Source organism: Pseudochrobactrum lubricantis, from assembly GCF_041929865.1.
In the GTDB taxonomy this organism is placed as follows: Bacteria; Pseudomonadota; Alphaproteobacteria; order Rhizobiales; family Rhizobiaceae; genus Pseudochrobactrum; species Pseudochrobactrum saccharolyticum.
The window spans coordinates 570,662-595,656 of the sequence record NZ_JBHEEE010000001.1; the positions used below are offsets into that span (position 1 = coordinate 570,662).

The 24,995-nt window shown below is 53.3% G+C and carries 20 protein-coding genes; 14 read left to right on the forward strand and 6 right to left on the reverse strand.

Annotation, left to right across the window (positions count from 1 at the left end; genetic code table 11):
• Positions 1–355: 355 nt before the first annotated feature.
• The 4 genes from JNC80_RS02480 (at position 356) to trpS (ending at position 8,704) form a co-directional block, all read left to right on the forward strand.
• Entirely contained in the window at positions 356–2,671 is a 2,316-nt protein-coding gene (locus JNC80_RS02480) for an NADP-dependent malic enzyme (protein WP_376709407.1), read from the forward strand.
• A 143-nt stretch (positions 2,672–2,814) separates the two neighbouring features.
• Positions 2,815–5,634, forward strand: coding sequence for a [protein-PII] uridylyltransferase (locus JNC80_RS02485; RefSeq protein ID WP_376709408.1), 2,820 nt, complete (start codon positions 2,815–2,817; stop codon positions 5,632–5,634).
• Between the two features lie 171 nt (positions 5,635–5,805).
• The gene (gene murJ, locus JNC80_RS02490) at positions 5,806–7,407 is read left to right on the forward strand and encodes a murein biosynthesis integral membrane protein MurJ (RefSeq protein ID WP_151158697.1); all 1,602 of its coding nucleotides are present in this window, start codon (positions 5,806–5,808) and stop codon (positions 7,405–7,407) included.
• Positions 7,408–7,636: 229 nt separating this feature from the next.
• The gene (gene trpS, locus JNC80_RS02495; RefSeq protein ID WP_376709410.1) at positions 7,637–8,704 is read left to right on the forward strand and encodes a tryptophan--tRNA ligase; all 1,068 of its coding nucleotides are present in this window, start codon (positions 7,637–7,639) and stop codon (positions 8,702–8,704) included.
• Between the two features lie 40 nt (positions 8,705–8,744).
• On the opposite strand, the gene JNC80_RS02500 is transcribed toward trpS, so the two are convergent.
• Complete coding sequence (locus JNC80_RS02500) at positions 8,745–9,491, reverse strand: class I SAM-dependent methyltransferase (RefSeq protein ID WP_376709412.1); 747 nt, start codon at positions 9,489–9,491, stop codon at positions 8,745–8,747.
• A gap of 301 nt (positions 9,492–9,792) precedes the next feature.
• On the opposite strand from JNC80_RS02500, the gene JNC80_RS02505 reads away from it, so the two are divergent.
• Positions 9,793–10,284, forward strand: coding sequence for a universal stress protein (locus JNC80_RS02505; RefSeq protein WP_022710684.1), 492 nt, complete (start codon positions 9,793–9,795; stop codon positions 10,282–10,284).
• Positions 10,285–10,373: 89 nt separating this feature from the next.
• Entirely contained in the window at positions 10,374–10,940 is a 567-nt protein-coding gene (locus JNC80_RS02510) for a NifU family protein (RefSeq protein WP_075654080.1), read from the forward strand.
• A gap of 71 nt (positions 10,941–11,011) precedes the next feature.
• On the opposite strand, the gene JNC80_RS02515 is transcribed toward JNC80_RS02510, so the two are convergent.
• On the reverse strand, positions 11,012–11,632 hold the full coding sequence (locus JNC80_RS02515) for a L,D-transpeptidase (RefSeq protein ID WP_075654079.1): 621 nt from the start codon (positions 11,630–11,632) through the stop codon (positions 11,012–11,014).
• Positions 11,633–11,774: 142 nt separating this feature from the next.
• On the opposite strand from JNC80_RS02515, the gene JNC80_RS02520 reads away from it, so the two are divergent.
• On the forward strand, positions 11,775–12,269 hold the full coding sequence (locus JNC80_RS02520; RefSeq protein WP_376709414.1) for an MmcB family DNA repair protein: 495 nt from the start codon (positions 11,775–11,777) through the stop codon (positions 12,267–12,269).
• A gap of 32 nt (positions 12,270–12,301) precedes the next feature.
• On the opposite strand, the gene JNC80_RS02525 is transcribed toward JNC80_RS02520, so the two are convergent.
• The 3 genes from JNC80_RS02525 to hrpB form a co-directional block, all read right to left on the reverse strand.
• A complete protein-coding gene (locus JNC80_RS02525; protein ID WP_022710680.1) occupies positions 12,302–12,865 on the reverse strand; it encodes an ActR/PrrA/RegA family redox response regulator transcription factor in 564 nt (187 codons plus the stop codon).
• 215 nt (positions 12,866–13,080) lie between these two features.
• Positions 13,081–14,385, reverse strand: a complete 1,305-nt coding sequence (locus JNC80_RS02530) for an ActS/PrrB/RegB family redox-sensitive histidine kinase (RefSeq protein ID WP_376709415.1) — start codon at positions 14,383–14,385, stop codon at positions 13,081–13,083.
• A 302-nt stretch (positions 14,386–14,687) separates the two neighbouring features.
• A complete protein-coding gene (hrpB, locus tag JNC80_RS02535) occupies positions 14,688–17,165 on the reverse strand; it encodes an ATP-dependent helicase HrpB (protein ID WP_376709416.1) in 2,478 nt (825 codons plus the stop codon).
• A gap of 150 nt (positions 17,166–17,315) precedes the next feature.
• On the opposite strand from hrpB, the gene JNC80_RS02540 reads away from it, so the two are divergent.
• From JNC80_RS02540 to fghA, 5 genes are read left to right on the forward strand one after another with little or no spacing between them, the layout of a single operon-like run.
• Positions 17,316–17,597, forward strand: a complete 282-nt coding sequence (locus JNC80_RS02540; RefSeq protein WP_151158701.1) for a metal/formaldehyde-sensitive transcriptional repressor — start codon at positions 17,316–17,318, stop codon at positions 17,595–17,597.
• A 29-nt stretch (positions 17,598–17,626) separates the two neighbouring features.
• The gene (locus JNC80_RS02545) at positions 17,627–18,739 is read left to right on the forward strand and encodes an S-(hydroxymethyl)glutathione dehydrogenase/class III alcohol dehydrogenase (RefSeq protein WP_075654073.1); all 1,113 of its coding nucleotides are present in this window, start codon (positions 17,627–17,629) and stop codon (positions 18,737–18,739) included.
• Positions 18,739–19,206: a GNAT family N-acetyltransferase gene (locus JNC80_RS02550; protein WP_116086285.1), complete on the forward strand. Its 468-nt coding sequence runs from the start codon at positions 18,739–18,741 to the stop codon at positions 19,204–19,206. Before JNC80_RS02545 ends, JNC80_RS02550 begins: the two co-directional genes overlap by 1 nt.
• Positions 19,203–19,862, forward strand: coding sequence for a DUF1345 domain-containing protein (locus JNC80_RS02555; RefSeq protein WP_376709417.1), 660 nt, complete (start codon positions 19,203–19,205; stop codon positions 19,860–19,862). The genes JNC80_RS02550 and JNC80_RS02555 overlap by 4 nt, the downstream gene beginning before the upstream one ends.
• Positions 19,863–19,865: 3 nt before the next feature.
• Positions 19,866–20,696 (forward strand): S-formylglutathione hydrolase, encoded by an 831-nt coding sequence (fghA, locus tag JNC80_RS02560; protein WP_376709418.1) that lies wholly within the window; start codon positions 19,866–19,868, stop codon positions 20,694–20,696.
• A gap of 142 nt (positions 20,697–20,838) precedes the next feature.
• Here fghA and JNC80_RS02565 read toward each other — a convergent pair whose 3' ends face one another.
• Positions 20,839–22,266: a cytochrome P450 gene (locus JNC80_RS02565; RefSeq protein WP_376709420.1), complete on the reverse strand. Its 1,428-nt coding sequence runs from the start codon at positions 22,264–22,266 to the stop codon at positions 20,839–20,841.
• A 339-nt stretch (positions 22,267–22,605) separates the two neighbouring features.
• Between JNC80_RS02565 and JNC80_RS02570 the strand changes: the two genes are divergently transcribed.
• Positions 22,606–22,995 (forward strand): hypothetical protein, encoded by a 390-nt coding sequence (locus JNC80_RS02570; protein ID WP_376709421.1) that lies wholly within the window; start codon positions 22,606–22,608, stop codon positions 22,993–22,995.
• Positions 22,996–23,064: 69 nt separating this feature from the next.
• The gene (gene cueO, locus JNC80_RS02575; protein WP_376709422.1) at positions 23,065–24,768 is read left to right on the forward strand and encodes a multicopper oxidase CueO; all 1,704 of its coding nucleotides are present in this window, start codon (positions 23,065–23,067) and stop codon (positions 24,766–24,768) included.
• The last annotated feature ends 227 nt before the right edge of the window (positions 24,769–24,995 follow it).

The window sequence follows — 24,995 nt, forward strand, 5'->3', positions numbered from 1 at the left end:
CATTTCCGGTTTTGATTAAACCAATAGGAAATGCTCTGCCATTTTGTTTTCCGCGTATCTTGTTCCGAAAACCGCTTAACACTTTTCGGGATACGCTTCAGTTTAAAACTTCGAACAAAGCCCTGTGAAGCAGCCAGTTGCTTATATCCCCGTGATTTTCGCCAGAATGCGCCGATTATACGAATATTGTCTTTAAACATCGGAATCTTTTCAAATATTGCGCTACACAAACAGGCCGACTTGATATAAACACACTGCCCAGCCATCCGAAGGATGTTTCAATATATTATAATACTATGGCCGTTCACGCTGCATAAGCTGACAACCGCCCTCGCAGAGAAAATCGGAGGGGTCAATGACCAACGATAAGACCACCCAGAAGCCGCAATCTGGCCAGAAACCACAAGCCGGAAAAGGCACATCCCTGACGGAGCAAGAGGCGCTGGATTTCCACTCCCGCGGACGTCCGGGCAAACTGGAAATTACTCCGACCAAGCCAATGGCTACGCAGCGCGATCTGTCGCTGGCCTATTCTCCGGGTGTTGCTGTACCGGTCAAAGCGATCGCAGAAGATCCGGCCAAAGCCTATGACTATACATCCAAGGGCAATATGGTTGCCGTGATCTCCAACGGCACCGCCATTCTGGGTCTTGGCAATCTCGGCGCGCTGGCTTCCAAACCAGTGATGGAAGGCAAGTCGGTGCTGTTCAAGCGCTTTGCCGATGTGGATTCCATCGATCTCGAAGTCGATACCACCGATGTAGAAGAATTCATCAATTCCGTACGTTATCTCGGCCCGAGCTTCGGCGGTATCAATCTAGAAGACATTAAAGCGCCTGAGTGCTTTGTCATCGAAAGCCGCCTGCGCGAGCTGATGAATATTCCGGTTTTCCACGATGACCAGCATGGTACTGCAATCATCGCCGCTGCCGGTATGCTCAATGCGCTGCACCTCACCGGTCGCGACCTGAAGACCACAAAAATGGTTTGTAACGGTGCCGGCGCTGCCGGTATTGCCTGTATCGAACTGGTCAAAGCCATGGGCTTTGCGTCAGAAAATGTAACGCTGTGTGACACCAAAGGCGTGGTCTGGCAGGGTCGTACTGAAGGTATGAACCAGTGGAAATCTGCCCATGCGGTCAAGACTGACAAGCGCACACTGGCGGAAGCCATGGAAGGCGCGGATATTTTCTTCGGTGTTTCCGCTAAAGGCGCGCTGACCGAAGATATGGTTCGCTCCATGGCCGATAATCCGATTATTTTCGCCATGGCCAATCCTGATCCGGAAATCACACCGGAAGAAGTGGCAGCCATCCGCTCCGACGCGATTGTCGCGACCGGTCGCTCCGACTATCCGAACCAGGTCAACAACGTCCTCGGCTTCCCGTATATTTTCCGCGGTGCGCTCGATGTTCGCGCCACCACTATCAATGATGCGATGAAAGTCGCCGCCGCCAATGCGCTGGCAGAACTGGCACGCACGGATGTGCCGGATGATGTGGCTGCCGCCTATCAGGGCAACCGTCCGCGTTTTGGTCCGAATTACATCATTCCTGTGCCGTTTGATCCGCGCCTGCTCTCCACAATTCCGGTTGCTGTTGCCAAAGCCGCGATGGACAGCGGTGTTGCCGGTAAGCCGATTGAAGATCTGGATGCCTATGCACGGTCTCTGGCTGCACGCCGCGATCCGATCGCCTCGACCATGACCGGCATTTATGACCGTATCCGCCGTCATACCAAGCGCGTGATTTTTGCCGAAGGTGAAGAGCCGCAAATCATCCGCGCTGCCGTTTCCTTCACATCGCAGGGTCTGGGTAAAGCCATTCTGCTCGGCCGTGAAGACCGTATTCGTGAAACAGCCCAACAGGCCGGTATCGACCTTGGCAAAATCGGCATAGAAATCACCAATGCCCGTCTGTCCAAGCGCACCTCGGAATATGCCGATTATCTCTATGAGAAATTGCAGCGTAAAGGCTACCTGTTCCGCGACTGCCAGCGCATGATCAATAATGACCGCAACCATTTTGCGGCCTGCATGGTCGCCATGGGCGATGCAGACGGCATGGTTACCGGCGTAACCCGCAATTATGCCACCAGCATTGAAGATGTGCGCCGCGTGATTGATGTGAAACCGGGTCACCGGATGATCGGCGTGTCGCTGGCTCTGTGCCGTGGCCGTACCGTTTTCATCGCCGATACTGCGGTGCATGAACAGCCGACAGCGGAAGAACTGGCTGATATCGCCGTGGAAGCCGCCAATGTTGCACGTCGCATGGGCTATGTGCCGCGCGTTGCCATGCTGGCTTATTCCACTTTCGGTCATATGTCCGGTGCGCGCTCTGAAAACATTCAGGAAGCCGTGCGTATTCTCGAAAAACGCCATGTGGACTTTGAATTTGACGGTGAAATGAGTGCCGATGTGGCTCTCAACGGCAAGCTGATGGAATCCTATCCGTTCACCCGCCTGACAGGCCCTGCCAATGTGCTGGTGATGCCGGATTATCATGCGGCCTCCATCGCCGCGGATATGCTGCAGGAACTGGGCGGCGCAACACTGATCGGCCCGTTGCTGACCGGTCTCGACAAGGCTGTGCAGATCGTACCGCTGAGTGCCAAGGATTCCGACATTGCCAATATGGCGGCCTTTGCCGCCTATGCGGCAACCAACTGATTATTTCAGTAATCAAACTCAAAAGGCCGGAGCACTCTCCGGCCTTTCTTCTTTAGAGCAGAATGCAGACTTACCGTTGCGTTCAGCTTTAATCCATGCTCAGTTTTCTGCATCGTAACCTTGCTACTACGGAACCATGATCCATGCGCTTGTCCGATCTTCATCTTGACCGCATCATTGACAGGCAGGCGCTTGCTGCCGCGCTCACAGAGATCGTCAACGCAGATGCAAGCAAAGACCAGATGCGCAATCAGGTTCTGAAAACACTAAAAACCACATGGAAAGACGGTAAAGCCCGTGCCGAGACCATGCTGCTGGAAGACGGCGGCGGTATTGCCTGTGCCAGACGCATCAGCGGATTGATGGATCAGATCATTGCCGCACTTTATGATTTTACCGTTGAGCATATTTATCCGGCGGTGAACCCGTCCAAAGCGGAAAGCCTCGCCATTATCGCTGTCGGCGGTTACGGACGCGGCGGTCTGGCACCGGGTTCTGATATCGATCTGCTGTTTCTGCTGCCCTATAAGCAAACGCCATGGGGAGAACAGGTTGTGGAATATATGCTCTATATGCTTTGGGATATGGGGCTGAAAGTCGGGCATTCCACGCGCAATATTGATGATGCTATCCGCCTGTCGCGCGAAGATATGACCATCCGCACCTCGCTGCTGGAAGCGCGTTTTCTCACCGGCAGCCAAGAACTTTTTGACGAACTCACCACCCGTTTCGATCAAGAGATCGTTGCCGACAGCGGTGCGGAATTTGTACAGGCCAAGCTGATTGAGCGCGATATCCGCCACAAGAAAGCGGGTTCAACGCGCTATCTGGTCGAGCCGAATGTTAAGGAGAGCAAAGGCGGGCAGCGCGACCTGCAAACCTTGTTCTGGATTGCCAAATATATTTACCGTGTTCACTCCACGGAAGAGCTGATCAAGCGTGGCGTTTTCTCCTGCAGCGAAGCAAAATTGTTCAGCAAAGCCGATGATTTTCTCTGGGCAGTGCGCTGCCATATGCATTTTCTCTATGGCAAGGCGGAAGAACGCCTGTCTTTTGATATTCAGCGCGAGATCGCCACCCGCCTCGGCTATACCGATCATCCGGGGCAGACCGGTGTTGAACGCTTCATGAAGCATTATTTTCTGGTTGCCAAAGATGTCGGCGATCTGACCCGCATCATCAGTGCCGCGCTGGAAGAAGAGCAGTTCAAAGAAACACCGGGCACAGGCCAGATCTATTCCACACTGACCCGCAAAAAGCGCAAAATTGCCGGCAGCACGGACTTCATTCTCGACCATAACCGCATCAATATTGCCGATGATGAGGTGTTTCAGCGCGATCCGGTTAATCTGATTCGTCTGTTCTATCTGGCAGATAAACACGGGCTGCAATATCACCCGCATGTCATTCAGCGTGTCAGCCGCTCGCTGAAACTGATCAAAAGCGATGTGCGCAATGACAAGGAAGCCAACCGGCTGTTTCTGGAAATTGTTGCCTCGCCGCGCACGCCGGAACGCACATTGCGCCGCATGAATGAATCCGGCGTGCTGGGGCAGTTCATTCCTGATTTTGGCAAGATCGTCGCGATGATGCAGTTCAATATGTATCATCATTATACGGTTGATGAGCATCTGCTGCGCTGCATCGCCATCATGTCCGAGATTGAACATGAGACGCTGAAAAACGAACATCCGCTCGCCCACAGCCTGTTGCCGACACTGAAAAATGACCGACATCTGCTCTATGTGACCTTGCTGCTGCACGATATTGCCAAAGGCAGGCCGGAGGATCACTCCACCGCCGGAGCCAAAATCGCCCGCAAATTATGCCCGCGTTTCGGGCTTAATCCGTCAGAGACAGAATTGGTGGCATGGCTGGTGCAGGAACATCTGACCATGAGCAAGGTTGCGCAATCGCGTGACCTCAACGACCGCAAAACCATTGCCGATTTTGCCGCTATTGTGCAGACCACCGAGCGGCTGAAACTGCTGCTGCTGGTAACAATCTGCGATATTAAAGCGGTCGGCCCCGGCGTCTGGAACGGTTGGAAAGGCCAGTTACTGCGCACCCTCTATCATGAAACAGAATTACTGCTGACCGGTGGCTTCTCGGAAGTGAGCCAGACCGAACGCAGTAATCAGGCACGCTGCCAGCTGGCTGAACAGCTTGGCGACTGGCCGGAGGACAAACGGAAAGCAGTTCTGGCGCTGCATTATGATAATTACATGCTGACCGTGCCGCAGGAAGACCAGAAGCGCCATGCGGATTTCATCCGCGCCAGCGATGAAGCAGGCAAAATCCTCAATATTCTGGCTCGCCCGCATGAGTTTGAAGCGGTGACCGAACTGACAATTCTGTCGCCCGATCATCCGCGTCTGCTGTCAATCATTGCCGGTGCTTGTGCAGCGGCAGGTGCCAATATTGTTGATGCGCAGATTTTCACCACCACGGACGGACGGGCGCTCGATACCATCCTCATCAGCCGTGAATTCGACACCAATGATGATGAAATGCGCCGTGCTGCGCGTGTCGGCCAATTAATTGAAGATGTGCTGACCGGCACTACCTATCTGCCGGAGGTGCTGGCACGCAAGACCAAAGCACGGCGCGCTGCCCGTGCCTTCCATGTTACCCCGCGGGTGCATATCAATAATACGCTCTCGGAGAAATTCACAGTGATTGAGGTCAAAGGGCTGGATCGTACCGGTCTGTTGTCGGAAATTACCAATGCGATTTCCGATCTTTCACTCAATATTGCCTCGGCGCATATCACGACATTCGGTGAGAAAGTGATTGATACTTTCTATGTTACCGGTCTAGACGGGCAAAAAATCACCGGTACGACCAAGCAGGCCAATATCCAGAAACGCCTCCTCAGCTTGTTTGATAAGAGCGGGAATGATAGCAGAGCACCAGATAATAAAAACGGCGATCCGAAAAAATTGCGCGAAACGGCAGGTTAGAGCATAATTCCTTAAACTTGGATCAGTTTAAGGTAAAATTATGCTCTAATTTTAAAGTGTTAGAGCGACCTTCGTGTGCCAAGTCTGGCACACGGCGCTCTAATCCGGCTTGCGTCTTTTTAAAGTCTGCCGCAATGCCTGCCTGTCCTTCCCTATTCACGAGATGAATTCATGAGCCTGCTGAAAAAATTCGCAACTGTTGCTTCCGGCACGCTGATGAGCAGAATCTTCGGCTTTACCCGTGAAATGCTGATGGCAGCGTTTCTCGGAACCGGCCCTGTTGCGGATGCTTTCAACACCGCTTTCCGCTTCCCGAATACTTTCCGGCGACTGTTTGCTGAGGGTGCATTCAACGCCGCTTTCGTGCCGCTCTTTGCCAAAGAGATCGAGCAAAATGGTATGGATGGTGCCAAGCGCTTTTCTGAAGAAGTCTTCGGTGTGCTGTTCACCATTCTTCTCGGACTGACCATTGCCATGGAGCTTTCCATGCCGTTTCTGGTCAGTACAGTTATTGCACCGGGCTTCACCAGTGATCCGGTGAAGTTTGAGAATACGGTCAATCTGGCGATGATTATGTTTCCCTATCTCGCCTGTATGTCGCTGGCGGCGATGATGGGCGGCATGCTCAACAGCCTGCATAAATATTTCGCGGCAGCCATTGCGCCGGTTTTCCTGAATTTCATTCTGATCGGCGCGCTGCTGCTGGCATGGGCGCAGAATTACGACCCGCTGCAAATCGGTTATGCCCTGTCCTGGGGCGTGATGGCAGCAGGCGTTGTACAGCTCGCCATTGTCTGGTTTGCAGTACGCCGCGCCGGTATCAAAATCGGCTTTCGCCGCCCGAAACTGACCCCCAATGTACGTCGCTTGCTGGTACTGGCACTGCCTGCCGCAATTACTGGCGGCATTACCCAGATCAATCTGCTGATTAATACCAATATTGCATCCGGCTCAGCCGGTGCCGTATCCTCTCTCGTTTATGCTGACAGGTTTTATCAATTGCCGCTCGGCGTAGTCGGCATTGCTGTTGCCACCGTTCTGCTGCCGGAATTGTCGCGTGCCTTGCGCGGCGGCCATATGCAGGAAGCCGGAAATCTGCAGAACCGTTCTGTCGAATTCACTCTGTTCCTGACATTGCCTGCGGCGGCAGCCCTGCTGGTTTTCTCCGAACCGCTTGTGCGCCTGTTGTTTGAACGCGGGCAGTTCGGCCCGGAATCCACGCTGATTGTTTCACAAATTCTCGCAGTGTATGGTCTCGGCCTGCCAGCCTTTGTGCTGATTAAAGCCTTTATTCCGGGGTTCTTTGCCCGTGAAGATACCCGCACACCGATGATCTTTGCCGGTATTTCGGTGGTGGTGAATGTGACACTGGCGCTGATCCTGTTCCCGCGTCTCGGCCCTACCGGCATTGCCACGGCGGAAATTACCGCCGGTTGGGTCAATGCCATTCTGCTGCTGTCCGTTCTGATCTGGCGCAAACATTGGGATTATGATGCCGGTCTCATCCGCCGTATTCCGCGCCTGATTATCGCAGCAGCGATCATGGCCGCAGCTCTGTATTTTTCCGCTCAATATTTTGAGACCTATTTGAGCAGGCAGGCAGGACTACTGGTACAGGCAACAACGCTCGGCCTGCTCGTGATCGGTAGCATGATTGTTTATTTTGCGACGGTTTTTGCCATTGGCGGTGCCAGCCTCTCCGCTCTGAAAGGCAATATGCGCCGCCGTAAAAAAGCAGCGGCAACGCCGGAAAATACAGATATTTCCGCTTGATTGCTTTTCAGCACTCTGGCAGTAATAACGCATCCGGAAGACAGGATTACACGCCTGCCTTCCGGATATTTTTTATAATCCAAACTTTTTAGCCAAGACTGGCAGCATGCGTCCAAACCACATATGCCAGCCTTAAAAGCAACCCCAGAGCATCCCTGATTATCAAACCTTACGTTTCGACGATAATCACGCTCGACCGGCTCTCCACCAGCTTCAGGATTTATCAAGAATGAACACCTTCAAAGAACGCATTTTCTCCGGCGCACAACCAACCGGCAATCTTCACCTCGGCAATTATCTTGGCGCATTGAAGCGCTGGGTTGCCTTGCAGGACGATAAGGATTGCATTTATTGCGTCGTTGATATGCATGCGCTGACAATTCTGCCGGATCCTGTGGAACTTTTAAATTCCACACGCGAAATCACCGCCGCCTATCTGGCTGCCGGTCTTGATCCGAAGAAGAGCATTGTCTTCAATCAGAGCCGCGTGCGCCAGCATGCGGAACTTGCATGGGTGTTCAACTGTATTGCTCGTATCGGCTGGATGAACCGCATGACGCAGTTCAAGGACAAAGCCGGTAAAGACCGCGAAAATGCCTCGCTGGGTCTGCTGGCCTATCCGAGCCTGATGGCTGCAGACATTCTGCTCTACCGTGCTACCGCCGTGCCTGTTGGAGACGACCAGAAACAGCATCTTGAACTGACACGTGACATTGCGCAGAAATTCAACAACGACTATTCCGACCGCATTGCCTCGCTCGGCATCGGCGTGAAAATGGCTGTTGGTGATGAAACTGTATCGGGCTTTTTCCCGATCACAGAGCCGCTGATTTCCGGCCCTGCGATGCGCATCATGTCTCTGCGTGACGGCACCAAGAAAATGTCGAAATCCGATCCGTCCGATCTGTCGCGCATCAATCTGATTGATGATGAAGACACCATCACCAAAAAGATCCGCAAAGCCAAGACTGATGCCGATGCTATTCCTTCAGAAGTGGAAGGTCTGGAAGGCCGTCCGGAAGCGGATAATCTGATCGGTATCTTCGCAGCTCTGACCAACACGGACAAGGCAGCCGTGTTGCGTGATTTCGGCGGCAAGCAGTTCTCTGAGTTCAAAGCCTCGCTTGCAGAACTCGCTGTTTCGCAGCTTTCACCGATCACCCATGAAATGCGTCGACTGGTAGCAGATCCGGCCTATATTGATGCCGTTCTGCGTGACGGCGGTGAACGCGCAAGTGTGATTGCCGAAGAAACCATGCACAATGTCCGCGACATTGTCGGCTTTCTGCAGAAATAAAAATACAAAAAAGGCAGGGAATTCCCTGCCTTTTTTATTTCTATTGAGCCTCGAAGGTCAGAGTACCAACTGAGCCCGTATCAAAATCGCCTGATTGATAATCGCCGTAGATTTTGATTTGCGTAAAACCTGCCTCACGCAGTGCCAGTTCCAGCTCAAACACGCCCCACCAACGTAAAGAAAATAATTCCATCTCCGTTGCCACCAGTTGCGTGTCTTGCCATAGCTCATAGCGCAGCTGCGATGTCACCACCTGTTTGACATAGTCCGTTGCGGTGCGCATTTCCTGCAAGGTCAGCAAATCCTCGCCATCCTGCCAGTGCCGCGCACGTGGTGCGTGATCCATGAAATCACCGACCACAGAAATATCCAGCAGCAGTTTACCATCCTGCATCAGTGACTGCCTGCACAGGCGCAGGAAGCTCATCGCATCAAGCGGATCGGTCATAAGCTGGAAAGAACCGGCTGGCAGCACAATCGCCGCAAATTTTTGCGCATAATGAAATGTCGTGAAACCCTGCCTGCTCAGCTCTGCATTTACACCATATTGCGCACAATTTGCTTTGCATAAAGCAAGCATTTCAGGAGACAGATCAAACCCGATGACGCTATGCCCCGCCTGTGCCAGCGGCACCAGCATACGGCCATTGCCTGTGGCCGGTTCCAGAACCGGCGCTGTGATGGTTTTCAGGCGTTCGAGATAGAATTCCACATCGCCGAAAGAGCGCCCGACCGGTTTATCCAACTCGTAAACACGCGAGGCCAGCTTGCCATAAGTCTTCGTCATTTTTTGAATTTTTCCTTGTCCGCAGCAAGCAGAGACAGGCTTAAAAGCCGCAAAACTCTGCCGCACATAAAAAATCATCCCGTTACACAGCAATGTGAAACAGCAAGAAATGCAGGACGATAGCTTTTCCTTTCAAACACAAAGTGCCTGAAAACACAATATAAACGACGGGCATAGATTTTACGGCACAGGTTCTGGGACAGAAAATTGCGCAATTTTCATAGGGCAAATATGTAAAATTTCGCCCCGCCACAAAATTGTCATCTTGCAGTCGGGCCTATTGAGTGGCAAATTCCCGCGCATGGTTTCAAAACGTCTTAGCCGGGAAGCCGGCCACCGCCGTAAATTTCTTGTCTCAATTGATGAAACGCCCGAATGCGGACGTGCGGTTGCCTATGCATCACGCCGTGTGCGCAATACCGGCGGCGCATTGGTGTTGCTGTTCGTCATCGACCCGTCAGATTTCCAGCAGTTCCTTGGTGTCGGCAATATTATGCGGGCAGAGGCACTGGAACGGGCGCAGACAGCATTGAATAAATATGCAACGCAATTACGTGAGCAATACGGCATTGAGCCTGAGCTGATTGTGCGCGAGGGGCAGACTGCGGAAGAAATTCACAGCCTGATTGAAGAAGATCAGGATATTGCCATTCTGGTACTGGCTGCCGGTTCCGGCAAAGAAGGTCCGGGACCGCTGGTACAGTCGATTGCAGGGCGCGGCGCATCCTTCCCTGTACCGGTCACAGTCATTCCGTCAGATCTTTCTGACGATGACATTGATGCCGTCGCCTGAAACACCTATATTAACAGCAATCACGCAACTCTGTGGTCATGGTTGCCGTATTTTCTTTACAGCCCCTCATTTAACACGGGAGAACTTCAATGTTCATCCAGACTGAAGCCACACCTAATCCGGCGACCCTGAAATTCCTGCCGGGTAAAGTGGTTATGCCGGAAGGCACTGCTGATTTCCGCGATGCGGACAGCGCCGCCAATACCTCGCCTCTCGCCGCTAAACTCTTCGCAGTACCAGGCGTAAACGGGGTATTTTTCGGCTATGATTTCATCACTGTCAGCAAAGACGGTGCGGAATGGCAGCATCTCAAACCGGCTATCCTCGGTACGATCATGGAACATATGATGTCCGGCGCACCGGTCATGGCGTCAGAACAGTCCAAAGGTCACGATCATACCGAAGGCGAGTTCTTCGCCGATGCGGATGCGGAAATCGTTGAAACCATCAAAGAACTGATCGAAACCCGCGTGCGCCCTGCTGTGGCGCAAGACGGCGGCGACATCACATTCCGCGGCTTTGAGCATGGTGTTGTTTATCTGCATATGAAAGGCGCCTGCTCCGGCTGCCCGTCTTCAACAGCAACACTGAAACACGGCATTCAGAACCTGCTGAAACATTTCGTTCCGGAAGTTCTGCAGGTCGAAGCTATCTGAGATTTCAGAAATATCATCAATAAAAAACGCGGCTTAAAAGCTGCGTTTTTTATTGTCTCTGCCATACCAGATTACAGCACAACAACCTTGGCACCGACACCGGCACGGTCATACAAATCCATAATATCCTGATTAATCAGACGGATGCAGCCGGAAGATACATTCTTGCCGATGGACCACCATTCCGGCGTCCCATGGAGACGATAGCCGCTGTCACGTCCGCCTTTATACAGATAGAGCGCACGGGCCCCCAGCGGATTGTTCAGACCGGGTTTCATGCCACCGGCATATTTTGCCAGTTCCGGCTGGCGCTTGATCATCGGTGCCGGTGGTGTCCATGTCGGCCATTCACGTTTCATGGCAACTTTGGCATTGCCTTTCCACTGAAAGCCCTCACGACCAACACCGATACCATAGCGCATCGCCTTACCATCCGGCTCGACATGATATAAAAACTTGTTCTGCGTATCGACGACAATTGTACCGGGCGCTTCTGTCGTTTCATATTTAACCTGTTGGCGACGATATTCCGGTGCGATTTTCTGAACAGGAACCGTCGGCAGCACATAGGTTGCATCTGTAACACTGGAATAGGATGCCGTACTGGTCTGAAAAGGTGAGGTTGTCGAACAACCGGCCAGCGCCATTGTCAAAAAAAGACCCGCGGCAGAGAGTGCATTTCTGTATACCATTTTTCCCCTCAGAAAACCGTAATGACAGTCAACATTTGTTGGGAACAAGTTAACCATTGATCCTTAATCAATCATTAACCATGATTATCTTTTATAAAATCCGTTATTCAAGATAAACGGACACCTATACTGACAGAGACACATGCCAATTATCTCGCCTTTTCAACAACATCCTCTCAGTGACGGCCGTCAGTCTGAACTGGCATTGCTGGTGCGGCGCGGCGTGCAGCGCCTGTGCCTTGATCTGAATATTCATGTTTTGCCTGAAATTTCTCTGCGTTCAGGCCGGCGTGCCGATCTGGTCGGGCTGACACGCAAAGGTGAAATCTGGATTATTGAAATCAAATCTTCCGTCGAGGACTGGAAAGCCGATCAGAAATGGCCGGATTACCGCAATCATTGCGACCGGTTGTTTTTTGCCACCCATGCACAGGTGCCGCGCGAGATCTTTCCGGAAGATTGCGGTTTTATACTCTCGGACGGTTATGGCGGGGAAATTCTGCGCGATGCACCGGAGCACAAACTGGCACCGGCGACACGCAAAGCGCTGACATTACAGCTGGCGCGGATCGGCGCAAACCGGCTGACACTTGCAGAAATGGCAGGCGTGTCGATGCCACTCAGTGATGCCGACTGAAAGACCAGCCGGCATGATTATAAAGATAAGGCTTAACGCGGAGCGCGTTTGGCCAGAATACGCTGCAATGTGCGGCGATGCATATTCAGACGGCGTGCGGTTTCAGAAACATTGCGTTCGCACATTTCATAAACGCGCTGAATATGTTCCCAGCGCACGCGGTCTGCCGACATCGGATTTTCCGGCGGCGCAATCTTCTCACCGTCACGGCGGGTCAGCGCTGCAAAAACCTCATCCGCATCCGCAGGCTTGGAAAGATAATCAATCGCACCGATTTTGACGGCATTCACAGCGGTGGCAATATTGCCGTAACCGGTCAGCACAATGGCGCGGGTATCTTCACGCTTGGCACGGATAGCTTCAATAATGTCCAGACCATTACCGTCACCGAGGCGCATATCAACAACGGCGTAGGCCGGAGCTGCCAGCTTCACAGCAGCGATGCCTTCCTCAACGGATTCAGCTGTTGTTACTGTAAAACCACGGCTTTCCATAGCACGCGCGAGCCGCTGCAGAAACGGTTTGTCATCATCAACCAGAAGAAGCGAAGGATCACTGCCGATGGCAAGGTGATCATCCTGACTCATATCATCCATCAGGTATTCCTTACTCGTCTTTTGTCTTTTTACTTATTGCTGCGCCTGCGTCAAAAAGTCAAATATGCAATGTAACTATTCATGTAAAACGACAAAATTCATAGCATTTCACAGAGATTTTACTCAAAATATGCCTGTAAAGGCCACAGTTTCAAACACTGAAAAACGAATCTTTCAGTCTCAGACACCCTCCCCGCTTCTCCGGAGAATCGGATTTATGCTGTCAGCGCCTGCCGCGACCAGACAATCGTAATTTCCGCACCGCTTTGACCCGGTTCAGGACGATTGGCAAAGGAGATATGCGCACCGGAACGCTCCAGCAGTGTTTTGGCAATGAACAGCCCAAGCCCCAATCCGCCACCATTGCGCTCATCGCTGCGGCGCGACATATAAGGCTCACCGATCCTGTCGAGCATATCAACGGAAAAGCCTTTGCCGTCATCACGGATCGTGATGCGCACTGAATTTTCATCCCAGCCCCAGACCACTTGTGTCTCGGTCTTGGCAAAATCCACGGCATTCTCGATCAGATTACCCAGACCATAAATCACACCGGGATTGCGACGGACAACCGGCTCGGCAATCATTGATTTCGGATCAGGTTTTTTCTCAACATCAATCTGAATGCCGAAATTGCGATGCGGCGCGATCACCTCTTCAATCAGCGAGGACAATGCCAGTTTCGACATATGCTCTTCGCCTTCTGAAGACAGGCTGGTGAGACGCTGCAGAATTTCGCGGCAACGCTGCGCCTGAGAGGACAGTAACTGAATGTCCTCGGCATAACGGTCATCACTTTTCAGAGCACGCTGCATTTCCTTGACCACAAGTGTGATGGTCGCCAGCGGTGTTCCCAATTCATGGGCAGCAGCAGCAGCCAGACCATCCAGCGCTGATAGATGCTGCTCACGCTGCAGAACCAGTTCCGTCGCACTCAGAGCATCGCCCAGCAGACGCGCTTCTTCGGCAATACGATAAACATAGACACCGCTGAAAATCAGCGTCGAAACAATGGCACACCAAACGCCGATGACGAACATCAGCGGCAGTTCCAGCGTCATGCCGCTATACCAAGGCAAAGGCAGATGCCACACGACCAGCACGCTGGCACAGGCAATCGCCATCAGGCCGAGCAGCAGAATACTGCGTACAGAAAGTGCAGTTGATGCAATAATCACCGGCACGACCAACAGCACGGCAAACGGATTTTGCAGACCGCCGGTCAGATAAAGCAGGCCGGTGAGCTGCAGAATATCAAAGGCTAGGACCAGCAGAACCGTACGTAAATCCAAACGATGATTGAGCTGGTAGCGGAAAGATAAGAACAGATTGAGCCATGCCGATACGGCAATCAGCGCGAAGCTGATACCGAGCGGAAACACAAAATGCAGCGACAGAGAAACGAACAAAACAGCGGCGGTCTGGCCGGTAATGGCAAACCAGCGCACGCGCACCAATGTTGTCAGACGCAGGCGACGGGAAAGCGACGAGGCCCGGTTTATCAGATCACCATTTGCCATTCAGTCTTCCCCGTAAATTATCGCCATAAAATGCCTTATGCGGCAAAATCGGCATGTACGCAAGCAAATCTGCGCCATCCTGCCGCAGGCTAATTTCCCCCGAACGCTCCCGCCATATTTTGGTTATGGCGAGCCGAAAATGGTGCTCTGCGAGAACCGGAGCGGAGCGTACAATAGTACGTGAGCCTAGGTAAGCGCAGAAGAGTGCCATTTGCAGGCTGCCGAAGCATTGTTACTCCAGTCAAGTTGTTTCAACTTGACTGGAGTAACAATGCGACAAATCAAAAAAAGAGCCGAAATATTCAAGTCCCGCGTGGTTTGGCACGCCGAGTGGGATCCGCCTCTGCGGGATTTTCCGGCCAGACATGGCGGGGATAACGGCCGCGCATATCGGTGCGCACATCGGCCCATGAGCCTTTCCAGAAATTCGGCAAATCGCGGGTGATCTGGATCGGTCTATGCGCCGGAGATAGTAGCTCCAGCAACAGCGGCACCGTATCGCGGGCAATGGAAGGATGCGTCGTCAGGCCGAACAGCTCCTGCACCCGCACGGCGATTACCGGTTCATCGCCCTCATAATTAATTGCGATATTGGAGCCGGTCGGCACAGTAAAATGTGTTGGTGCCAAAGTATCAATCTGCCGTTGCAGATCAAACGGTACGAGAGAGCGCAGGCCATTCATCAAAGCAGTTTGACTGATTTTATCGAGCCGCGCCTCACCGGTCAGGAACGGCAGCAACCAGTCTTCCAGTGTCACCAGCAAATGTTCATCATCCATAGACGGCCATGGCTCACCAAGCCCGCGATAAAGCCAGCCGAGCCGGCGCCGCAGCGTTAAGGAAGATTTATCCCAAGGCAGAATATCCAAACCATATTGGCGCACAGCCTGAACAACACCCAAATCGGCTACCTCACCCGATGGCGCTGCGAGATTTTTCTCCGACAGAGTTATAGCTCCCAGCCGCACCGCTTCACGGGCACGCAAGGCCTTGCGTTCAGGGTCATAGACAACCTGCTGTCCGCCTTCGATCTGGCTCACCAAACTCTTGCGGATATCCTCTTCACTCACCTCAGCGGCAGAGAGAATACGCTGCGCCCCTGCCCGTCCGGTCAGATCTGCAACCACCAGCCATGGCGCGCGGGAGAGATGCTGGCTGGTATCCAGCTCACCACCGCGCCCATTGGCCAGAATAAACTGCCCGCCATTGCCACGCGCTTTGGCCACACGATCCGGAAAAGCATCCAGCAGCAGACGCCCCGCGTGAACTTCTTCTTTATTTTGCGCATTGGCTACCGGCAAATCTTTAATCAGCGAGCGTGCCAGTCCGCGTGCCTTTTGCGCACGATCACCACGGTCACGGCGGAAACGGGAAAGCCGCGCATCGAGATCGACATCATTGCCACCGAGCCCCCGCTCGGTCATCAGCACGGCAAGCTCTGCCGCCTGCAAGGCTTCACCGCGATTGGCAGCCTCGGCTACCATATGCGCAAGCCGCACCGGCAAAGCCAGCTTCCTGATCTGCTCGCCGGATGCTGTCAGCCGCCCGTCTGCATCCAGTGCGCCAAGCCGCTTCAGCAAGGTAGCCGCTTCTTTCAGGCTGGCCGCTGAGGGTTGATCGAGCAAACGCAAGTCGCTGACATTTTGCACACCCCATGCTGCACAATCGAGCAGCAGCGACGACAGATCAGCTTCCAGAATTTCCGGCGTGGTAAAGCGCGGCAGCGATGATGTTTGCCCCTCATGCCAGAGCCGGATCGCAATACCCGATTGGGTTCGCCCCGCACGCCCTGCCCGCTGGGTAATCGCCGCCTGCGATGCGCGCACTGTCTCCAGCCGTGTCAGGCCGGTCGCCGGTTCAAAACGCGGCTGACGCGACAACCCGCTGTCGATCACCACCCGCACGCCGTCGATAGTGATCGAGGTTTCGGCAATCGAAGTTGCCAGCACCACTTTGCGCGTGCCTTCCGGTGCTGGTTTGATCGCCGCATCCTGATCGCGCCCGTCCATGGCACCATATAACGGGCAGAGCATCACATGCTCCCCCACACGTCCTTCTAATGCACGGACTGTGCGTTCAATCTCACCCTGACCGGGTAGGAAGCACAGCAGGCTCCCCTGTTCATCCGCCAGAACGGCACGGATTGTCCGCGCCATTGCATCTTCAATCCGCTCATCGGTTTTGCGTTCCTGATAGCGGATTTCAACCGGAAAACTGCGGCCTTCACTCTCCACCACCGGCGCATTATCGAGCAGTTCCGCCACCCGCGCACCGTCAAGCGTTGCCGACATCACCAGAATTTTGAGATCGGGGCGCAAAGCTCCCTGCACATCCAGCGCCAGCGCCAGTCCGAAATCAGCATCCAGACTGCGCTCATGGAATTCATCAAACAGCACCGCGCAGATACCGGATAATTCCGGATCATCAAGGATCATGCGGGCGAACACGCCTTCCGTCACCACCAGAATTTGCGTCTGCGCATTAAAACGGCTGTCGAGGCGCATCCGGTAGCCGACTGTTTTGCCAACCTCTTCGCCCAGCAGGCGTGCCATTTGCGTGGCTGCTGCACGTGCTGCCAGCCTGCGCGGTTCCAGTACGATAATCCGCCCACCATTGCGCCAGTCTGCCTGTAAAAGATGCAGCGGCACCAAAGTCGTCTTACCCGCACCGGGCGGCGCAACCAGAACGGCAGAGCCGTCAGCCTGCAAGGCATGATCCAGTTGCGGCAGCGCCTCACGGACAGGCAAAAGCGGAAGGGATGAAACGGACTGCTGAGGCAAAGACAACGCACCTGATAAATGATTCTGATCGCTGCGAATTATAAACAGCCGCGTTATGCTTTACTATTCTTGAGGAGCAGATATGGCACATCAATTGACATACTCCCCCATAGTATATATTTTCATCACCATATTCATCAGTAGAAAACCATGCCCCATTCACCGGAAGCCAAAAAACGCGTCATGACACGCCTGCGCCGCATCAAAGGTCAGGCGGAGGCGCTTGAGCGCGCGGTTGAGGAAGGCACAGAATGCGGTGCGCTTTTACAGCAGCTTGCCGCCATGCGTGGTGCCGCTACCGGCCTGATGGCGGAAGTTATGGAAAGCCATTTAAAAGAGACCTTCCAACAGCCGCAGAAAGCCCTGTCTCCGGCTGAAATGGATACAGAAATCGACCAGCTTATGCGGATTATCCGCTCTTATCTGAAATAAAAGACCACTGATTTAAGAGGAACAAAGCCATGAAATCGCGCGCAGCCGTTGCCTGGGAGGCCAATAAGCCCCTCACTATTGAAACAATCGAAATCGGTGGTCCGAAAGCCGGTGAAGTTCTGGTGGAAGTGATGGCAACCGGCGTGTGCCACACCGATGCCTATACGCTGTCCGGCCTTGATTCAGAAGGTAAATTTCCGGCCATTCTCGGCCATGAAGGTGCAGGCATTGTGCGGGAAGTCGGTGCCGGTGTTACCACACTGCGTCCGGGCGACCATGTGATCCCGCTTTACACACCGGAATGCCGCTCGTGCAAAACCTGCCTGTCGCAGCGTTCCAATCTCTGCACCTCGATCCGCGCCACGCAGGGTCAGGGTCTGATGCCGGATCGTACCTCGCGCTTCTCCTGCGACGGCGGCGAAATCTTCCATTATATGGGCTGCTCAACCTTCTCGAACTTCACCGTTCTGCCGGAAATCGCGCTGGCCAAAGTGCGTGAAGACGCGCCTTTCGACAAGATCTGCTATATCGGCTGCGGTGTTACCACCGGTATCGGCGCTGTGATTTATACCGCCAAAGTGCGTCCGGGTTCGAATGTTGTGGTATTCGGCCTCGGCGGTATCGGCCTCAATGTTATTCAGGGCGCACGTATGGTTGGTGCCGATAAGATCATCGGCGTTGATATCAATCCGGCCAAAGTGGAAATGGCGAAGAAATTCGGCATGACCGACTTCATCAATCCGCGTGAAATCGGCAATGACAAGGTGGTGCAGGCCATTCAGGACCTGACTGACGGCGGTGCCGATTATTCCTTCGACGCAACCGGTAATACCGATGTGATGCGTCAGGCGCTGGAATGCTGCCATCGCGGCTGGGGTGAAAGCATCATCATCGGCGTGGCTGAAGCAGGTAAAGAAATCGCCACCCGTCCGTTCCAGCTGGTCACCGGCCGCGTCTGGAAAGGCACAGCATTCGGCGGCGCGCGTGGTCGTACCGATGTGCCAAAAATCGTTGACTGGTACATGGAAGGCAAGATCAATATTGATGATCTGATTACCCATAAAATGCCGCTTGATGAGATCAACACCGCGTTTGATCTGATGCATGAAGGCAAGTCGATCCGTTCGGTGATTACATTCTGATGAAACAGTTTGTTTCCCGCTGGAACGAAATCGACGATCTGACACCGCGTGCACTCTATGCAATGCTGAAGCTGCGCATGGATGTGTTCATCGTCGAGCAGAATTGCGCCTTTGCGGAGATCGACGGCAAGGATATTGGTGCATTTCACCTGAGCATTCTTGATGGTGAGGAGCTCGCGGCGACGCTGCGGGTTCTGCCACCGGAAGAGAATGAAGCAGTGAAGATCGGCCGTGTTGTGGTAGCGCCAAACTATAGGGGCTACAAACTCGGCCAGCGCCTGATGCAGGAAGCTGTTGATTTTGCGCAAGCACGCTTTCCTGACCAGCCAATTGAGCTGGGCGGGCAAAGCCATTTGCAGAAATTCTACGGTTCATTTGGTTTTGTCGCCATTTCCGAAGAATATCTGGAAGACGGCATTCCGCATATCGACATGCGTCTGGAACCGGCAAACGGAGCCTCTGTATGAATTTTCTGCTGCGCCGTCATATGTCCTTCTATATTGCAGCGGTATGCGGCGCGGCAGTCTTTCTGATCTGCCGGGTTTTCTCCATTTCACCGGCACCGGTAATTGCGGTCAATTGTTTCTTCATCCTCTATCTGCTGATGACTTTCAGGGCATTGCCGCATTTAAGTTCAGCTTACTTGAAGAAACATGCTGCAAGTACCGACGAGCCGGTCTGGATTATTTTTCTGGTCACTTTTGCGACTGTGATTTCCTCCATCACATCGCTGTTCATTCTGATAAATCAGCAACAACAGCATGATCTGTTCACATTTGCTGCGACACTGGCTGCAGTGCCGCTTGGCTGGTTTACCATTCATATGATGACAGCCCTGCATTATGCGCATCTGTATTGGGAACCGGATCAGACCGCGCTCAAAGACGGAAGCTCAGGACGCAAACATAAAGGCGGCTTTGAATTTCCGAACACGCCGGAGCCCTCCGGTTATGACTTTGTCTATTTTGCTTATGTGATAGGCATGACCGCACAAACCTCCGATACCAGCGTCACGACACCGGCCATGCGCAAGGTCACTCTGCTGCACAGTATCGTTTCCTTTTTCTTCAATACCGTACTTGTGGCCGCAGCCGTCAATGTTGCTGTGGCTCTGGGGAGTTAGTTCATGGAAATCATTTCAAAGGCAAAAGCCTTCGGCGGCACGCAGGGCGTCTATCGCCATAAAAGTGAAGCCTGCCAGTGTGATATGACTTTTGCTTTGTTCCTGCCACCGCAGGCCGAGCACGGACCGGTGCCTGTTCTCTGGTATCTCTCCGGCCTGACCTGCACCCATCAGAATGTCATGGATAAAGGTGAATATCGCCGTCTTGCCGCCGAGCTTGGCATCGCTATTCTCTGCCCTGATACCAGCCCGCGTGGCGATGACGTACCGGATGAACCGGATAACTGGCAGTTCGGCAAAGGTGCAGGTTTCTATCTCGATGCCACAGAAGCGCCTTTTGCCAAAAACTATCAGATGTACAGCTATGTTACAGAAGAACTGACCAAACTGGTGGCTCAGGAATTCCCGCTGGATATGTCCCGTCAGGCAATTACCGGCCACTCCATGGGCGGCCATGGCGCAATCACCATTGCTCTGAAAAATCCTGAGCGTTTTAAATCTGTCTCCGCTTTTGCACCAATTGCCCAGCCTTCTACTGCCGGATGGTCAAAGCCTGCCTTTGAGAAATATCTCGGCAGTGATCAAAGCGCGTGGCGCACTTATGACACAACCGCGCTGATTGAAGACGGTCACCGGATTGAAAGCCTGCTGGTCGATCAGGGCACAGCGGACAGTTTTCTGGATGATGGTCTGCGCCCGTGGCTGTTGCAGGAAGCCTGCGCCAAGGCGGCCATCCCGCTCACATTGAATATGCGGGAAGGCTATGACCATTCCTATTATTTCATCTCAACCTTTATGGATGAGCATTTGCGTTGGCACGCTGCCCGCCTGTGATATTCCGGCTTTGATGGTCTGCAAATGGCGCGTTTCTGCGCTTCCGGTGCTCATGTACTAAAGTACACTGCGCGCCGGTTCTCGAACCACACCATTTTCGTCACATCAAAAACGGAATATGTGTCATGTGCCGCGCTGAATTTCAGCGCGGCGTCACCTTCATCAGCAAACCGTTTTTAGGCTGAGTGGTCAGTTTCTGTACCGGCCACGGCTTCGCATTTCCCACCATATCAAAACGATGCTTTGACAACAGAACCGCCAGAGCAATCACCGCTTCCTGCATGGCAAAACTGCCGCCGATACAGACGCGCGGGCCCGCACCGAATGGCAGATATTGAAAACGGTCGATCTTATCGCGGTTTTGCGGATGAAACCGCGCCGGAATAAATGCCTCCGGATTATCCCAATATTTCCGGTGCCGGTGGATTGTCCACGGCATCACGATCACCGCCGTACCTGCCGGAATTTTCAGGTCGCCAAACTGATCATCCGCAAGCGCCTCACGGTTGATCGAGGGCGCAGGCGGATAAAGCCGCATCGCCTCCTCAAAAGCGGCGCGGGTCAGCGGTAGTTTTTCCAGCCATTGATGCGGCGGTAAATCCTTGCCTTCACCATTCATGAATGCATCAATTTCCGCCTCAACAACAGCACGTTCCTGCGCATCCTGCGCCAGAAGATAAAGCGTCCAGCCCAGTGCCCGTGCAGTTGTTTCATGCCCTGCACCGATGAACGTGATGAGATTATCCTCAATCTCATCCCTCGACAGACCATCCGGTTTTTCAGCGGAAGTTTCCGTCTGCAATAACAATGTCAGGAAATCATTCGGCACGGCTTCACCGCGATCCATCCGCTCTTTGCGCAGCTGAATGGTCTGCGCAACTATCGAGCGGAAAAAGCCGAGGGAACGGCGGCCACGCAATTGTGTCAGGCGGGGCAACCAGTCCGGCGCGCCAAGCAGATCAAACGGATCGACCCGTCCCATCGTCTCGAACAGACGATCTGTCTGGCGGGCAAATTCCTTCGGATCACCGGCAATCTCGCCGGAAAATAGTGTCTCAGCCAGAATATCATAGGTCAGCAATGTCATATCCCGCGACACATCTGTCACTGTGCCGGATATACGATAGCGGTTGGTGAAGGTCTGCGCGCTTTTCAGCATGGCATCAGCGAAGTCGTGAATATGACGCGGTGTGAACACCGGCGCCATAGCCTTGCGTGAACGCCGCCATGTGGAGCCTTCGGCGGTCAACAAACCATCACGCAGGATCGGGCGCAAAACGCGCTGACGGATGGTACCCATCGGATAATTTTGCGGATTTTCCACCAGAACATGACGGATCAGCGCCGGATCATTGGCAATAATCGTATGCATACCGAGCCAGTTCACCTCAACCCACGGCTCATTATAGGAAGGCTCGCCCCAAAGCTCTAACGGGTTACGATAGACAATCCGCATCAGCTCCAGCCGCCCGACCGGATCTTTACGCGGAACCGGTGCCGGTGGCACAAAAGGGTGCTTTGCCGGAATTGCACCGGCATTTGAAAGTGAAGATCGTAGCAATTCAGTCATGATGCCATCCTGAAAATGTTTCATCATGCTGTTCTGGTATCAGCCTTGTGCCCCCCCCCAACGCATGCCGCAGCTAAATGTCTTCATTTAACGTCCGCAAGCATGCGTCACTCAAGAATCCAGAGCGTACACAGCAAGTTGAATGCGCTGTAAAGGCTCTGGCAGCACCGGAAACAGCGACTACCTCAAACAGATATAGGAAAGACAATAAGGCAAAACAGCGATCCCGCAAATTTTGCCGTAATTATCTGACAGGAAACTTGGAACGCGCACTGGTCAAGGCTGCCCCGCCTGCCTATATGTGCTGTTAACTCCAGAGAAATATGAAAGCCCGCTTCCGTGTCATCCGCAATCAACAGCATTATCAGCCTGCCATACCGGCTTATGCTGTTTCTGCTTGCGTTCATGATGCTGCAGTTTTGTGCCTTTCAGATGTCTGCACAGGCTTACACACCTGTTATGCCGGTTGCAGCCGAAATTACACATGTTGCGCCCGCACCTGAAACCATGGATCACGGGCAGCACAATAAAGCCCCGGAAACCGGCCAGCATCACAGCACCAAAGGCATGGCCTGTGCAGTCAGCGGCTGTGTTATGCCTGTTCCTGTAGCACCGGTTATGGCACAAATTGATGCCTTTCCGCGCACACTAAGCGCGCCCTATATGCAGGCTTTGCACGGACTGCCGCCTGCCCTTTCCGATCGCCCTCCCATTTCTGTTTTTGCCTGAAAATCACAATGCACCGCGCTGACCTTCAGCGCAGGTGACAATATTTTCTGACATAAACGGAGTATTCCGATGAAAACACTTAATCGTCGTCAGGCCATGCTGTTCGGCCTTGGCGGTCTGTCCGCTGTTGCCCTGCCAGCTCTGCACCTCAATCGCGCAAGCGCACAGGGCGCCCATGATATGCACAATATGGCACCTGCCGCATCTGCTGCTCCAGCAGGTGTGAAACTGCCCCATCCCGCTCTTTTGCAGCCGGATAATAGCGGTTTGGTAAAACTGAAGATCGCTAAAGGCCGCCACAATTTTCAGGCTGGCAGCAGCGCCGCTTCCGCCGGTATTAATGGTAATTATTTCGGCCCTGTTCTGCGTCTGCAAAACAAATCCCATGTGCGTTTCGCCATTGAAAATGCGATGGATGAAGTCACCACTCTGCATTGGCACGGGCTGATGATCCCGTCTGATATGGATGGCGGGCCGCATAATGTGATTAATGCAGGCGCCACATGGCAGCCGGAATTTGACATCAATCAACCGGCATCGTTCAACTGGTTCCACCCGCATACGCATATGGAAACTGCCCGTCAGGCACATATGGGTGCGGCCGGTATGTTGCATGTCAGCGATGGCGGCGACCGTGAACGCGGCCTGCCGGATACATTCGGCACCGACGACCTGTTTCTGGTATTTCAGGATCGCCGCGTGATTGACGGTGACAATGTTTATGCGCCGGATTTCATGGATCTGATGCATGGTTTCCGCGGTCAATATCTCACCGTCAACGGTGCTATTGCCCCCGTTGCCACCGTACCGCAGAGCATTGTGCGCCTTCGCCTGCTCAATGCCTCCAATTCGCGCAATTATCACTTCCATTTCAGCGATGGCCGGATGATGCACGCGATTGCTTCCGATGGCGGCTTCCTCGCCAAACCTGTAGCTGTCAATATTCTGACCATTGCACCGGGTGAGCGCTATGAAGTGCTGGTGGATTTCTCCAATGGTATGGCTGCGGACTTTACCAGCCTGCCGGATGACGGCTCCGGCAGAACACCGAAACTGGGTGATGCACAAAGCCTTGAGCATTTGATGCGTTTTGAGGTGAGCGATGGTCTGAAAGCCGATGTGATGAAACTTGTTTCCGCATTGGAAGAACCGGCTGCTGCCGATCCGGCCAAGTCCGTCAAAACCCGCTCTTTCGTCTTTGATGAAAACATGGCCGGTAACATGGCGATGATGCGCAAGAAAATGATGGGCGGCGAAAGCTCCCCGATGGGTCAAATGGGGCAGATGGACCATAGCAAAATGGATCACAGCCAGATGGGGCAGATGCAAATGCCGCAACCGTCAAAGATGCAGGAAATGATGTCCGGAGAGATGGATCATGGCGAACATTCGGCACGTTCAGCTGACCAGATGGGACCGTCGCTGACTGCTGCCACCTCCGGCATCACCATGTCGATTGCGGATAAGCCTTTCGACATGAGCCGTGTGGATGTGGAAGCTAAGCTCGGTTCCATGGAAATCTGGAAGCTGAAATCTGTTGAAATGGGACACCCGTTCCATATTCACGGCGCCAATTTCCGCGTCCTGTCCAAGAATGGTCAGGCAGCACCGGATTATCAGCAGGGATGGAAAGACACCGTGCTGGTCGACGGTGAAGCCGAACTGCTCGTTCACTTCAAAGCAGAAGGCAAACGCTCGCATCCGTTCATGTTCCATTGCCATGTGCTGGAGCATGAAGATGTCGGCATGATGGGACAGTTTGTAACTGTCTGATCCGCGCTTTTGAAGCAGAATTGAACATATCCGCGCCCGATGCAGACAGGCTCTTGCAAGGCCTTTCGCCTCGGGCGCGGTTTATTACATAAAAACTGGTAATTATGCCGTTTTTCAGCGCTAAAATTTGGTAAATCGGCTCTCAGCGACTATATTAAAGAGACCATTTCAGCCTGATTCGTTTCAGCACTTTCCGGCCCGTTCCGGTAAGCCGGAATCTATAATCA

Excerpts from the sequence above, each read along its gene's own strand:
- JNC80_RS02565 (WP_376709420.1), bottom strand. The coding sequence starts at position 22,266 with ATGACTGAATTGCTACGATCTTCACTTTCAAATGCCGGTGCAATTCCG.
- JNC80_RS02525 (WP_022710680.1), bottom strand. The coding sequence starts at position 12,865 with ATGGATGATATGAGTCAGGATGATCACCTTGCCATCGGCAGTGATCCT.
- fghA (WP_376709418.1), top strand. The coding sequence starts at position 19,866 with ATGGAAATCATTTCAAAGGCAAAAGCCTTCGGCGGCACGCAGGGCGTC.
- trpS (WP_376709410.1), top strand. The coding sequence starts at position 7,637 with ATGAACACCTTCAAAGAACGCATTTTCTCCGGCGCACAACCAACCGGC.
- JNC80_RS02555 (WP_376709417.1), top strand. The coding sequence starts at position 19,203 with ATGAATTTTCTGCTGCGCCGTCATATGTCCTTCTATATTGCAGCGGTA.
- JNC80_RS02485 (WP_376709408.1), top strand. The coding sequence starts at position 2,815 with ATGCGCTTGTCCGATCTTCATCTTGACCGCATCATTGACAGGCAGGCG.
- JNC80_RS02530 (WP_376709415.1), bottom strand. The coding sequence starts at position 14,385 with ATGGCAAATGGTGATCTGATAAACCGGGCCTCGTCGCTTTCCCGTCGC.
- JNC80_RS02505 (WP_022710684.1), top strand. The coding sequence starts at position 9,793 with ATGGTTTCAAAACGTCTTAGCCGGGAAGCCGGCCACCGCCGTAAATTT.
- JNC80_RS02545 (WP_075654073.1), top strand. The coding sequence starts at position 17,627 with ATGAAATCGCGCGCAGCCGTTGCCTGGGAGGCCAATAAGCCCCTCACT.
- murJ (WP_151158697.1), top strand. The coding sequence starts at position 5,806 with ATGAGCCTGCTGAAAAAATTCGCAACTGTTGCTTCCGGCACGCTGATG.
- JNC80_RS02540 (WP_151158701.1), top strand. The coding sequence starts at position 17,316 with ATGCCCCATTCACCGGAAGCCAAAAAACGCGTCATGACACGCCTGCGC.
- JNC80_RS02510 (WP_075654080.1), top strand. The coding sequence starts at position 10,374 with ATGTTCATCCAGACTGAAGCCACACCTAATCCGGCGACCCTGAAATTC.
- JNC80_RS02500 (WP_376709412.1), bottom strand. The coding sequence starts at position 9,491 with ATGACGAAGACTTATGGCAAGCTGGCCTCGCGTGTTTACGAGTTGGAT.
- JNC80_RS02550 (WP_116086285.1), top strand. The coding sequence starts at position 18,739 with ATGAAACAGTTTGTTTCCCGCTGGAACGAAATCGACGATCTGACACCG.
- JNC80_RS02480 (WP_376709407.1), top strand. The coding sequence starts at position 356 with ATGACCAACGATAAGACCACCCAGAAGCCGCAATCTGGCCAGAAACCA.
- cueO (WP_376709422.1), top strand. The coding sequence starts at position 23,065 with ATGAAAACACTTAATCGTCGTCAGGCCATGCTGTTCGGCCTTGGCGGT.
- JNC80_RS02515 (WP_075654079.1), bottom strand. The coding sequence starts at position 11,632 with ATGGTATACAGAAATGCACTCTCTGCCGCGGGTCTTTTTTTGACAATG.
- JNC80_RS02520 (WP_376709414.1), top strand. The coding sequence starts at position 11,775 with ATGCCAATTATCTCGCCTTTTCAACAACATCCTCTCAGTGACGGCCGT.